Origin of the sequence: [Clostridium] aminophilum DSM 10710, assembly GCF_000711825.1 — a bacterium.
GTDB lineage: Bacteria > Bacillota > Clostridia > Lachnospirales > Lachnospiraceae > Clostridium_R > Clostridium_R aminophilum.
Map to the genome: position 1 here is coordinate 139,461 of NZ_KL543982.1, position 13,466 is coordinate 152,926.

Consider the following 13,466-nt stretch of genomic DNA (forward strand, 5'->3'; position numbering starts at 1 on the left):
GCGTCTGCAATCTGAATCGGAAACGGAGAAATCATCATGCTGAAAATACTGATTGTGGACGACGAAGCCGTCGTCCGTCACGGAATCGCGCTCGGCATTGACTGGGCGCAGGAAGGCTGTGCCGTCGTAGCGGAAGCAGCCAACGGTACCGACGGAATTGAAGCCGTGCACCGGTATCATCCGAATCTCATCATCACGGACGTCCGTATGCCCCATATGGACGGGCTGGAGATGATGAAGCAGCTCCGGGCTGAGGGATGTGAGGCCCACGCCATCATCCTGACCGCCTACAGCGACTTCGAATACGCCCGCAGCGCCATCCAGTTCGGTGCGGTGGACTATCTTCTGAAGCCCTTCGAAAATGAAGACCTGATCGCTTCCGTCCGAAAAGTTCTCGAACTCGACCGGCGGCAGGCTTCCGTCGGCACCGATCCGCTGAAAGCTCTGCCGAAAGGCGACAAGAGCCGCATCGTCATGCAGGCCATGAGCTACATCGCGGAACATTATGCCGATCAGGGCATCAACATCAGCACCATCGCCGAGGCAGTCAGCGTCAGCGAAGGTCATCTCAGCCACGCCTTCAAAAAGGAGACCAGCTACACCGTCAACAATTATCTGACCGGTTACCGCGTACATCAGGCCATCCGGCTTCTGAAAGATCCGACCATCCGCGTCTACGAGGTGGCAGAACAGGTCGGTTACCGGGACGTTGCCTATTTCTGCAGTATTTTCAAGAAAAACACCGGTGTCTCTCCGTCGGAATATCAGGATCACTGGCACGCACCGGTGGACGGATTCTGATGGATCCTACGGGGCCGTTTGGCTCCGTTTTTTTATCTATTATTTCTATATTTTCTTTGTTATATTTTTGCCCGTTGTGCATTTTGATGGCAAAATCGCAGAATCCTTCTATAAATCGCAGTTTTCTCCCATTCAATTTTGCCATCCGTTTGGATAAAATGTGATTATACGCGGGATCAATGGTGGTCCCCGAAAACAAAGGGAGGAAATGTATATGAATTTCAAGAAATTTACAGCATTATCACTCACCGCCGCCATGGCAGCATCCATGGCCGCATGCGGAGGATCTTCTTCCACCGCCACCACAACGGCAGCTGCACAGCAGCCGTCCGAGTCTGCAGCAGAGACAACGGCGGCCGCTTCCGCAGAGAAGAAGGATTATTCCGACTACACCATCCGCATCTATTCCAACTCCAACTCCACCGAGCGCACCACATGGCTCATCAAGGAAGCGGAAGACGCGGGATTCAAGATCAGCATCGACGATAACTCTGTTATCTCCGGCGATACCGCAGCCGTTCAGGCAGCCAACGAGAAGAAGGACGGCGACATCGTCTTCGGTCTGAACGAGACCAGATGGTCCCAGATCATCGGCGGCGAATACGAGAACTTAAAGCTCGTGGACTGGGCTCCGTCCTGGAAAGACAAAGTCGGCTCCTACAAATTTGACAACGCGGCATACGGCCTGGTTGTTCAGGGTTCTCTCCTTCTGTACCGAACCGATGACCTCGGAACCAACGGCAAAGAGCTCAAGTTCGACCACTGGGCGGACATGATGGATGCCGGCTACAGCTGGTACCGTCAGAACAAGGTCGGCGGAACCACCAACACCAACATCAACAACTCTCTTCTCTACGCATACGTTGATCCGAGTTCCCCGGCCGGCGGCATTTCCGTTGACGGATGGAAGATGCTGTGGAAATACTGCGCAGACGGAAAGTTCTCCTCTGACGACACCTACAAATACGGCTTTGACCCGCTGAACAAGGGCGATGTGGCAGTATCTTCCTTCTACACCTCTTCCCTCTACGGAAAGATCGATGCGGCGGCAGAAAACTCCGACAAGCCGTTAAAGGGCACCACAAAACCGGAGAACTGGGCACTGGCAGATGTCAAGGACGGCGTATTCTACATCGCAGAGTACATCGGCGTTCTGGACAAAAAGGATCGTACCCCGGAGCAGACCGAGGCAGTCAAGGCATTTGCTGACTGGTTCGGAAGCGCTGATGTTCAGGCTGCATGGGGCGAAGAATTCGACTCCTTCCCGTGCAACGAGGACGCAGCGAACACCCTGTATCCGGACGGCATTCCGGCGCTCTACACACAGCCGAACATGGCCCAGCAGACGGTTGACGGCATGACCTACGCCGAGTATGCTTCCAAGCACAACGCAGAGTGGACCAACATCGAGACCAACCTCGGCTACTTCTGGGCAGATGCAGCCGGCGCAGCAAAAGAGCCGGATTGGGACAAGCTTGACTGGGCTACCCTGACACAGAAGAAGGGCAACTGATCCCTCGAATGAAAGAACAAAGTCCGCATGAGGACTTCGGCTCCTCGTCCCCTCTTTCCGGAGGGGATCCTGACGGACCGTGTGAGACGGCGGGCGCAGATGCCCGCCGTTTTGTGTTTCATAGGAAATTTCTCCGAAATTCCCTATGAAACACAAAACGCCCCGCGGACTTTGTTCTCTGAAAAGCCTCCATGGAAGGCATTTTGCCGCATCCCGAAAGAGCCTTTTGAGAATGTTTTCGGTCCGGAACCATCCGGAGCCATCCGCAAACTTCCTTCCATGGAAGCTTTTCCCGAACCAGCAAACGGATATGACTAATACCAATAGTAGGAGAACCATCTATGTCAATGATCGAATTAAAGAATATCGTCGTAAAATTCGGCGATTTCACGGCACTCCGTGACATCAACATTCAGGTTCAGGAAGGAGAATTCTTTACCTTCCTCGGGCCGTCCGGCTGCGGAAAAACCACCACGCTCCGGACCATCACCGGTTTTATCGAACCGGCAGAGGGCCGGGTCTTTGTCAATGACCGCGACATCACGAATGTCCCCATCGAACAGCGCAACGTCGGCATTGTCTTCCAGAGCTATGCGCTCTTCCCGACGATGACCGTATATGATAACATCGCCTTCGGTTTAAAGCTCAAGAAACTCTCCAAAACCGAGATCGCCGAAAAGGTGCGCACCATCGCGAAAAAAGTCGATCTCACCGAAGAACAGCTCGGCAAGGCGGTTTCCCAGCTTTCCGGCGGACAGCAGCAGCGTGTCGCCATCGCGAGAGCTCTGGTCACCAATCCGGCCATCATCTGCATGGACGAGCCCCTGAGCAATCTGGACGCCAAACTCCGCGTCCAGCTCCGGAATGAGCTAAAGAAAATGCAGAAGGAATTCGGCATCACGACCATCTACGTCACCCATGATCAGGAGGAGGCCCTGACGCTCTCCGACCGCATCGCCGTCTTCAACAAGGGCGTGGTGGAGCAGATCGGAACTCCGAATGAGATCTACAATCACTCCAAAAGTGAGTTCGTCTGCAACTTCATCGGCGACATCGATCCGATCGAGCCGCAGCTCGGCAGGCGAATCGCGGAAACGATGCAGGCGAATCCGACCGCTTATCCGCCGGAGCTTCCGATCCTCAGCACCTCAGACCGCAACTACATCCGCCTCGAGCGTCTTCACGTCAATGTGCCCGCAAAACCGGGCCAGCTGGAGATCCCGGGCGTCGTGGAAAGCATGGAATACTATGGTCTCTACATAAAGTATTATATTCATGCCGAGGGTCAGACTGTCAAAGTAATCGAGAAAAATGACGGAATCAATATCTATGGAGCCGGAGAACATGTCCATATTGTTCTCGATCCGAAGGATATCATGTTCTATAAGCCGACTGATTATTCCGAAAATATGTAGACAGTCCGGTTTATTCCGAACAGACTGGAGGAAATGATATGAATACTGCCAAAACGAATTCCATCACGACCGATTACATCGTCCGGATGGTCGGCATCGCATTTTTTGCCTACCTTTTCTTCGGCTTTATGCTGATGCCGTGTCTGAATACTCTTTCCAGCATCTTTCTGACGAAAAATGCCTCCGGCGAGATCGACCCGTTTGCGGTAATCCGGTTCTTCCTGGCCGGAAGCATGGGCAAATATGTCTGGAATGCTTTAAAGCTCGCGATCTGTCTGGTCATAACCGTCAATGTCGTCGGCATCAGCCTGGTGCTCCTGACCGAATACTTTGACATCAGGGGATCCAAAATTCTGCGTCTCGGATATGCGACGACGATGATCTATTCCGGAATCGCACTCGGAACCGGATACCTCTTCCTCTATGCCCAGGACGGCGTGGTGACCGGTTTTCTCTCACAGATTTTTCCGAATATGAACACAGAATGGTTCACCGGATTCCGGGCCGTTCTCTTCACCATGACCTTCGCATGTACCAGCAACCATATGCTTTTTCTAAGAAACGCAATCCGCGGGATCGATTACAACACGGTGGAAGCGGCCCGCAATATGGGGGCAAATCCCTTCCAGGTTCTGGTCAGAGTAGTCATGCCGACTCTGATTCCGACCCTCTTCTCACTGACCATCATGACCTTCATCACCGGTCTCTGCGCCATGAGTGCCCCGACCCTGATGGGTTATGACACCATCAATCCGGAGATCGTCCGTCTGGCCGGTTCCTCCGTTGCGGACGAATCCTTCCCGCAGGCAAGAGCAGCGCTCCTGTCCATCATCCTCGCCTGCTTCACCATTGTCCTGCTCACCGTGCTCTCCGCCTACGAGCGGCGCGGCCATTACCTCTCCGTCTCCAAGACGAAAGCCCGGCTCCAGAAGCAGAAACTCAACAACAAGGCGGTCAATGTGCTCATGCACATTTATGCCTACGTACTCTTTGTCATCTACATGATGCCGGTGGTAATGATCGTCATCTTCTCGTTCCAGACCTACTCGGCTGTCCGCAACCGCCAGCTCGACCTGACACAGTGGACCACCCTGAACTTCTTCGGAACCGCAGATTACGAATACATGACAAACCGCGGAAAATACAAGACCAGACCGGGTTCCATCTCCGGTGTCTTCAGCAACGAGGCAACGCTCGGCGGCATTAACCTCAGCTTTATCCTGTCTGCTCTTGCGGCAGCCATCGCCTGCGTCATCGTCGTTGCGGCCTGCACCTATATCTTCAACAAATACCATAAAAAACTCGGCATCATCATGGAGTACGCCCTGCTCTTCCCGTGGTTGCTTCCGACCATTCTGATCTGCTATTCCTACCGGACATTTTTCAACAGTTCCGATGTATGGTATGTCGGCTTCCAGAATCTCTACTTCGGAAATAATGTCCGGTTCCTCCTGGTCATGGCCTACATCGTGACGAAACTTCCCTTCTCGCTGCGAATGGTCAAAGCCTCGTTTTATGCGATCGATGAGGAACTCGAAGATGCCGCCAAAAATCTCGGTGCATCTTCCATCTACACCTTTATGAGAGTAAAGCTTCCGATCATTCTGCCGAGCGTTCTCGCGGTATTTGCGCTGAATTTCAACGCACTCTTTACCGAGTACGATATGTCGGCGACTTTCGCCAGCACGCAGGCCACCTCCTACGCCATGATCATTCAGGCGATGACGAGAGAAGAAGGCCTCTACGGTTACAACATCAACGCATCCGGCCGCCGGTGCGCTTCCACCGTCTTCATCATGATCATTTCCGGCCTGATCCTCTATCTGGTCTACGGCGTCGGCGCGCGGGATCTCGGTGAAAGACTGGAGGCAAAAGAAAAGAGAAAGCGCCGGATCGCGAAGTTCACCCGGTTCTTTGGATTTTCATCCGGAAAGTCTTCCGAGAACCGCGTTGAAAAGATCGAAACAACGTCGGAGCAGAAAAAATCAGAAATCTGACCGGAAGGTGACATCTTCCATTTCCGCAGCATGCGCATCTTCGCAGATCGTTTTGTGGTATAGGGAATCCGGAATTTCGGAGAGATTTCCTATACCACCAAAAAAGCTTCGCCGGGTTTATCCCGTCGAAGCTTTTTTGGTCTTACCGAATCTTCAAACACCTGTCTTTTTACCTGTCTCCGGATCCGAATGCGCCGTTCCCCGCGATTCTTTACCTCTCTTCCGCAACCGCAATGCCTCTTTCCCGCATCTCTCTGCGGAGTCTTTTCGCATCGCCGTAAAAGACGATCCCCTGCATGCCGGTGATTATCGCGCCCTCAATATTCCACGGCGCGTCATCCACAAACAGTGATTCCTTCGGAACCAGCCCGAAGTGCGCGCAAAATGCCTCATAGATCTCGTGCGACGGTTTCATCAGTTTCCAGTCCGCCGAGATAAATTTCCCGTCAAAACAGTCCGATGCCGGCAGGCGATCAAAAAACTCATGCACATGCGACGATGCATTGGAGAGCAGATAGATCCGGTATCCGTTCTTCTTCAGTTCACGGACAAGCTCCTCCATTCCCGGAATCTTCGGACTCCAGAGATTCCACCATCCGGTTACCGCCGTGCGGACATTTTCATGCAAATGCTCCGGAAGCCGGCGGCACGCAGCTGCCACCACATCGTCATCGCTCAGGATGCCACGGTCTGCCGCCGTCCACTCATAACCGCAGAAGGTCTCCCGCACGAACCGCTCTGTTTCATCCTCCGGAACACCTGCTGCCTCCGCAATTTTCTCAGGGTTCCAGTCGATCAGCGTTCTTCCCATATCAAACACAATATTTCGAATCTCCGGTATTGCCATAACGTCTTTCCCCTTTCCCATTTATCTCTCAATCCATGAACGCCTGATTCATCCGTTCTTTACAAGCAATAATTCTTTTAAAAGCGGTATCCTGCCGCCGATTTTTGTCACTGCAACCGAAATCACAAAGGTCAGCACCGTCACAAGAAGGCATTCCGCCTCCAGATTCCGCCACAGTCCCATTTGCCGGAGAAGTACGCCGATCACCATCACATGCATCAGAAACACGCCGAAGGAATGCACTGAAATGTCGGTCACGGTCCGCCGGAGGATCCCGGTCTGCGGCAGCCGGCAAAGAAGCAGAAATGCACAGCTTCCCAGCACCGGCATGATAAAGAACGTATACCAGACATTGTAGTCATAGTTCGCCTGCAGAATCCGGATTTGGATCCATACCGTAAAGACAGTGCTCACGGCAAATGCCGCCGTCACGCCCATCACAGACCACGCGTGCTTCATGATGTTCTCCAGTTTCCCGCGGTATCGCCAGAAGCAATATCCAAGAACAAGATAGAAGCCGTAGTAATCTCCGCTGAAATTCAGATCAAGCTGCAGTTCCCTCAGATTCCACGGATGCACATGGAAGACATCCATCAGGAGGTTGGCACTCTCCAGACAAAACCGGTACAGATACACCATCCCCAGCAGAAGGGCAAGGATTTTCCCTTCCATCTGCTGCACGCCCATCGCCACAAACGGCAAAAACAGATATACTCCGAGAATCATTGGAATGTACCAGCCGTGGGGCATTCCCTCGTATTCGAGAAAAAGTGCTCTGCGGAACCATTGCCCCACCCGGAACGGAGTCTGCAGCCACCAGACCATGTACGCCTCATAGATCAGGCACCACGCTTCCCATGAAACCAGAAGCGGAATCAGATTGTGACGGTAAAACCGGCGGATTCTCTCTGCGTCGTATTTCCGCGGCAGAAGAAGGTATCCGGACAGAAACAGGAACAGAGGCACGCCTAAGCGTCCTGCCGTAAAGAGCCCTATGCCAAAAAGCCGGCGAAGTCCGCTCATCCGGGCAATCCCGTCCGGGTGTAGCGGAAACATCAGCTGAACCGTGTGATTCAAGACGACGAGAAATGTCGCCGCCGCGCGAATCCGGTCCAGACACTCATTTCGGCCGCCTGCTGTCTCCGTCTTCTGTTTTCGTTCCAACTCGTTCATACCAATCCTGCCATTCGTTTCTTTTTGTTTCTTTTGTTTTTTTATTTCTTGTTCGTTTCCTATTCCGGGCCCCCGTTTAATGCTCATCCCGTTTTCGACGGGCCATTCCGAACCAAATCCGTATTTCGTTCCGGAGTTTGTTTTTGAGGGTTACACATAGGATACGATCATCGTCATATCTCCGCTCGCAGCCAGATCTCCGAATCCGCTCGGGACGATAAAATGATCGCCCGCTTTTACCCCGCGTCCGCAAATCCGGCCCGTGCCCTCGATTATATCACACAGCAGGAAAGAATCGTTGTTTTTCCATTTTTCATCTGCAATCCTGACTTCATCTGCGTCATCGGTTTTATCCGCCGCTACGGTTTCATCCACCGCGTCAGTTTTATCTGCCGCACCAGTTTCCTCCGCCGCTTCGATTTTATCCGCGTCATCGGTTTCATCCGCCGTATCCACAGCATCCGTCTCATGTTTCGTCCGGATCGTCCATTTTTCCACCGTAAACGTCTCACTGTCCACAAGAATCTGCCGTTCTCCCCCCGGAATGTGGACCGGTGACTGCCTCGTCTCCGTCAGCGACTGCGGACATGTGATCACGTCTTCTGCTTTTTCCAGATGAAGCTCCCTCGGCTTCCCGTTCTGCAGCCGGTCATAATCATAAAGCCGATAGGTCAGATCGCAGCTTTGCTGCACCTCCAGAAGAATCGTCCCTTTCCGGATCGCGTGCACGGTTCCGCTGGGAATATAGAAAAAATCCCCCTTCTTAACAGGCCGCACACAGAGAAGATCACTCCACCGTTTCTCCGCGATCATTCGCTTCAGTTCCTCTTTCGACCGGGCATGGTGCCCGATGATGATGTCCGCATCCTCCCGGCAGTCCACGACATACCAGCATTCCGTCTTTCCCCGGCTTCCATTCTCATGTTCCCTTGCGTAGATGTCATCCGGATGCACCTGAATGCTGAGATCATCCCCCGCATCGATCAGCTTGATAAGAAGCGGAAAAGAATCGTCGTGCTCCCGCTCCGGTTCCTCCTTCTTCCGGCCGAACAGCTCCCCGTGCTCCCGCCACAGCTCCGCCAGCGTCATCCCGGCGTATTCTCCGTCTGCAACCACACTTGGCCCGGCCGGATGACCCGAGATCACCCACGCTTCCCCCGTATGGTCACCCGGAATGTCATACCCGAACCGGTCCCGGAGCGCGGTTCCGCCCCATAGAACCTCTTTCAAAAACGGCTTCATGAAGAGAAGCGTTTTCCTGCCTGCCATCTGCATCATACTGAAAACTACCTTCCCAAACACATTCCATCAAACGACATGATACAAAAACGGACCGGCACTCCCCAAAAGTGTCAGCCCGTTTTCCGATCCTTACAGCACGTGAATATTGTCTGCTGTCACGCTGACAAATGCTTCATCTCCGACATTGTAGATCTTCTTATTCTTCGGATTGAATTCCGTAAGTTTTACCAGTGTATTGCCCACCATCACATGGTAGTTCTGATAGTGTCCCATGAAGGTGCTCAGAATCACCCTGCACGGAAGCTGTCCCTCGTCCGCCAGAGTTGCCGACTCCGGACGGATGACAAGGGTTGCGTCCGCACCGACGTCCAGATGAGCGGCATCCGCGACATCAACCGCGTGTCCCATCACATCCACCTTTCCGGCGCTGCCGTTTTTCGCGGTCAGCTTACCTTCCAGGAAGTTGGCCTCGCCGATGAAGTCCGCGACAAATCTGTTCTTCGGATGATAATAGATCTCCTGCGGCGTTCCCATCTGGGAAACGATGCCCTTTTCCATGATAATGATCTGATCCGAGATCGCCATCGCCTCAGACTGATCATGCGTGACGTAGACGGCCGTAATGCCTGCTTCCTGCTGAATCCGGCGAATCTCCGTGCGCATCGTCACGCGGAGTTTTGCGTCCAGATTGGACAGCGGCTCGTCAAAGAGCAGCACGCCCGGTTCCAGCACAAGCGCTCTCGCGAGGGCGACACGCTGCTGCTGTCCGCCGGAGAGCTGGTTCGTCATGCGGGATTCCATTCCCTCCAGTCCCACCAGCTTCAGGATGGCGGTGACCTTCTGCCGGATCGTCTCCTTATCCATCTTCCGAAGCTTCAAGCCGTAGGCGACATTGTCAAAAATGTTGTAGTGCGGAAGTAACGCATAAGACTGGAATACCATCGCCGTATCGCGCTTGTTGGGCGTGAGTTCGTTGATCGGCTCGCCGCCGAGATAGATTTCGCCCTCATCCGGCGACTCAAACCCCGCAATCATGCGCAGAGTCGTGGTCTTTCCGCAGCCGGAGGGACCGAGCAGCGTCACGAAGGAACCCGGTTTGATCTCCAGATCGGTGTCATGCACGGCATAGAAATCCTTTCCGGTCTTGGGGTCCTGATAAATTTTGGAAATATGTTCGAGGCGAACGCCTTTTTTCTCTTTTGCCATAATTTCAGCTCCTTATATATCTCATCATTCATTTCGATCGTTTATTTCGATTCGTTCATTCCGACCGTTCATTCCGCCTCTTCCATCCGGCGGCTTGTTCCGAAATACTTCATCACGAGATTCATCAGCAGAACCGCGCCGTAGGTGATGAGGATCAGAATGGTTGCAAATGCGCACGCGATGCCGTATGCGCCCTTCTCCGCGAACTCATTGATCTGAACTGTGATCAGAAGGAATTGCGGAGTTACCAGCAGAATGATCGCACTGATCGCCGTGATGCTTCGAACGAACGAGGTGACAAGACCGGACAGGAAGCTGTCCTTGATCAGCGGAAGCGTTACCGTCATAAACACGGTGAAGCTGTCCGCGCCCATATCGTAGGCCGATTCCTCGATGCTCTTATCGATCTGCCGCAGCGCCGAGATTCCGCTTCGGGTACCGGTCGGAAGACTCCGGACGATAAAGACGATGATCAGGATCGCGCCGGTGCCGTAGAGACTCTGCAACACGCCAGTGTGGAAGATACCGCCGGAAAATCCGCGGATATATCCGATACCGAGAACCGTTCCCGGAACCGCCATCGCCAGCATGGATACCGCCTCGATAAAGCCCTTCGCCTTAAAATTCCGCTTAACGACAAGATAGGAAATGATCATGGACAACAGCGCCGTGATCGGTGCGGATACAAAGGACAGAACGAAGGAATCCTTGAACGCCTTGAATCCCTTGTACTTTGAGAAGACCTGACCGAACCATTTCGTCGTCAGATGGAAATCATATCCCCAGGTCTTAAAGAGCGCTCCGAAGGGAACACAGATGTACATCATTACCACGAAGAGTGCCAGCGCCGAGCAGAGAATCGTCAGCGGAAGTGTTACACTCCGGTCCATAATGAGCATTCTCGCTCTGGAAGCCTTACCGGAGAGCGTCGCCGTACTCTTGGCCTCGAGGTAGTATTTCTGGACAATGAACATCATCAGCGTGATGCACAGAAGAACCACCGCCATGGCGGATGCGCCCTCTTTATCGTAAGCGCCCGTGATCTGAAGATAAATGGTCGTCGCCAGCGTATCGTAGGATCCGCCGATGATCATCGGGTTCGCAAAATCCGCGATGGACTCGATGAATGTGACGAGGAACGCATTTCCCAGACCCGGAAGAATGAGCGGCCAGGTCACGGTCGTGAACACCGTCCATCTCGTCGCGCCCATATCGCGGGCCGCCTCTTCGAGCGACGGGTCAATGTTCTTCAGAAGGCCCTTCAGCATCATGTAGCAGACCGGGAAAAAGGTCAGCGTCTGCACCACAAAAATGCCCCAGAAGCCGTAGACGTTGTTGTCATAGATATGGAGTAAATATCTCGTGATAATGCCGGATTTGCCGAAAAGCATGATCATCGAGAGGGAAAGTACAAAGGGAGGAGACACGACCGGGAGCATGGATACCACCCGGAACAGTTTTTCGATCACTTTTGTCTTCAGCTTTACATAGACTTCGACGTAGGCGAAAAGAAGTCCCACAAGAGAAGACACAATGCCGACGAGAAATCCGACCTTCAGTGTATTTGTGATCGCGGTGCGGAAATTCGACATTGCCATAACGCGCTGAAACGTATCCAGCGTAAATCCCTGTTTTTCGCTCACAAAACTGTCAACCAGAAGAATCGCAAGCGGATAGAGAATGAATAGGGTCAGAAATGCGATCAGAACGACGATCGTCGTCACCATGACCGGATCCGCCATCAGTTTTTTCCGATCCAGCTCGGCACTTTTTGATTTTGCCATAACGTTTTACCATCTTTCCGTCATAGCTTTTTTCAAAAATAGCCGGGCAAGGGGAGCCTCCCTCCTCTCGTCCGGCCATATTTGCAGCTGTGACTATGCTTTCCCGCCGGAAACGGATGCTACGGTCCGGCCGGGAATTCACATTTGAAAGTATTTACTTCCAGACTTACTCTGTCTTGAAACGGTCATCAGCAGCACTGCCGAGTGCGTTCATCACGTCCTCAACATACTTCTTGGTGTTGTTCTTCGCATCCTCGAAGTCATACTTCATAACATTATCCGGATCAAGGCCGAACTCAGATGCCTGCTCCGGCTGCTTTGCGTTGTCAATGACAAGGAACTGATAAGAACCATTCTGTGCTGCCAGCTCTACACACTCCGGGCTGAGGGCATACTCAACCCACAGTTTTGCCGCGTTCGGATGCTTTGCGCCCTTGAAGATGGCAGTCGCGCCAACCTCGAAGGATGTGCCGGACTCCGGAATGATCAGATCCACATTGCCGTATCCGTTGTCCACGATCTGGGTGATACCGTCATGCAGGAAGCCGATGCCGACTACGCACTCACCGGTGCCGACATTCTTGGACGGGCCGGAACCGGACTTGGTGTAAACCTGAACGTTCTTGTCCAGATCTGTCAGATACTTGATACCGTCATCATGGCCGTACTTCTGGATCATCGTGTTGACAACCAGCTTTGCGGTTCCTGCTGTGTTGTAGTTGGAAAGCCAGATCAGCCCCTGATACTTCGGATCGAGAAGATCCTTCCAGTCCTTCGGTTCCTCAATGTTCTTGCGCGCAAGCTCATCCTTGTTCACCATGAATCCAAGGATACCCTTGTAGATACCGAACCACTGGTTGTCCGGATCCTTATACTGCGCATCGATCAGGTGCTTTGCATTCTTTGCGTCGTAAGCCTCAAGAAGACCTTCCTTTGCCGCTACGTTATACGGATCGGTCGTACCGCCAAACCATACATCGCCGGACGGATTGCCCTTCTCTTCCTCGATCTTGGACTGAACTTCACCGGTGGACAGTCTCTGATACTGAACATCGATGCCGTAGAGCTCTTTGAAGTGATCGGAAGCGGCTGCCAGATAGTCCTCTTCGCAGGAACCGTATACAACCAGCGTTCCCTCTTCCTTCGCTGCCTTAATCAGCTCCGGATCGATCTCCTCAGACTCTGCCGCTTTGGACTCCCCGGCTGCCGCCGTGGTCTCCTCTGCCTTGGACTCTGCCGCCGCAGAAGAAGCTGCCGCTGTTGTGGAAGCCGCGCCGGAACCGCCGCATGCCGCGAGAGATGCAAGCATTGCGCCTGTCAGAACAAGTGATACTGTTTTTTTCATGTGTGATTACCTCCCTGTTTGAATCATCATGAATCTTACCGTACTCATTGTAATCCATTGTTTTTACAATTGCATCAGAAAATCCTGTTCTTTATATGACTTTTATGACATATTTCACAAATCATCATTTCCTTGTCTGCGAA

At 52.9% G+C, this 13,466-nt stretch carries 10 protein-coding genes; 4 read left to right on the top strand and 6 right to left on the bottom strand.

Annotation, left to right across the window (positions count from 1 at the left end):
- Positions 1-36: 36 nt before the first annotated feature.
- The 4 genes from BR86_RS0114245 to BR86_RS0114265 all read left to right on the top strand — a co-directional run bounded on the left by BR86_RS0114245 (position 37) and on the right by BR86_RS0114265 (position 5,726).
- Positions 37-801 (top strand): response regulator transcription factor, encoded by a 765-nt coding sequence (locus BR86_RS0114245; RefSeq protein ID WP_031475007.1) that lies wholly within the window; start codon positions 37-39, stop codon positions 799-801.
- 214 nt (positions 802-1,015) lie between these two features.
- The gene (locus BR86_RS0114250) at positions 1,016-2,314 is read left to right on the top strand and encodes a type 2 periplasmic-binding domain-containing protein (protein WP_031475009.1); all 1,299 of its coding nucleotides are present in this window, start codon (positions 1,016-1,018) and stop codon (positions 2,312-2,314) included.
- A 341-nt stretch (positions 2,315-2,655) separates the two neighbouring features.
- On the top strand, positions 2,656-3,729 hold the full coding sequence (locus BR86_RS0114260) for an ABC transporter ATP-binding protein (protein WP_330372153.1): 1,074 nt from the start codon (positions 2,656-2,658) through the stop codon (positions 3,727-3,729).
- A 38-nt stretch (positions 3,730-3,767) separates the two neighbouring features.
- Positions 3,768-5,726, top strand: coding sequence for an ABC transporter permease (locus BR86_RS0114265; RefSeq protein ID WP_051684842.1), 1,959 nt, complete (start codon positions 3,768-3,770; stop codon positions 5,724-5,726).
- A 211-nt stretch (positions 5,727-5,937) separates the two neighbouring features.
- Here BR86_RS0114265 and BR86_RS0114270 read toward each other — a convergent pair whose 3' ends face one another.
- From BR86_RS0114270 to BR86_RS0114295, 6 genes are all read right to left on the bottom strand, one after another.
- On the bottom strand, positions 5,938-6,573 hold the full coding sequence (locus tag BR86_RS0114270) for an HAD family hydrolase (RefSeq protein WP_038288949.1): 636 nt from the start codon (positions 6,571-6,573) through the stop codon (positions 5,938-5,940).
- Between the two features lie 48 nt (positions 6,574-6,621).
- Entirely contained in the window at positions 6,622-7,746 is a 1,125-nt protein-coding gene (locus BR86_RS0114275) for an acyltransferase (RefSeq protein WP_031475019.1), read from the bottom strand.
- 150 nt (positions 7,747-7,896) lie between these two features.
- The gene (locus BR86_RS0114280; protein WP_051684844.1) at positions 7,897-9,024 is read right to left on the bottom strand and encodes a type I phosphomannose isomerase catalytic subunit; all 1,128 of its coding nucleotides are present in this window, start codon (positions 9,022-9,024) and stop codon (positions 7,897-7,899) included.
- Positions 9,025-9,117: 93 nt separating this feature from the next.
- Complete coding sequence (locus tag BR86_RS0114285) at positions 9,118-10,194, bottom strand: ABC transporter ATP-binding protein (RefSeq protein ID WP_031475021.1); 1,077 nt, start codon at positions 10,192-10,194, stop codon at positions 9,118-9,120.
- A 68-nt stretch (positions 10,195-10,262) separates the two neighbouring features.
- The gene (locus tag BR86_RS0114290; RefSeq protein WP_031475023.1) at positions 10,263-11,978 is read right to left on the bottom strand and encodes an ABC transporter permease; all 1,716 of its coding nucleotides are present in this window, start codon (positions 11,976-11,978) and stop codon (positions 10,263-10,265) included.
- A gap of 166 nt (positions 11,979-12,144) precedes the next feature.
- The gene (locus tag BR86_RS0114295) at positions 12,145-13,323 is read right to left on the bottom strand and encodes an ABC transporter substrate-binding protein (RefSeq protein WP_031475025.1); all 1,179 of its coding nucleotides are present in this window, start codon (positions 13,321-13,323) and stop codon (positions 12,145-12,147) included.
- Between the last annotated feature and the right edge of the window lie 143 nt (positions 13,324-13,466).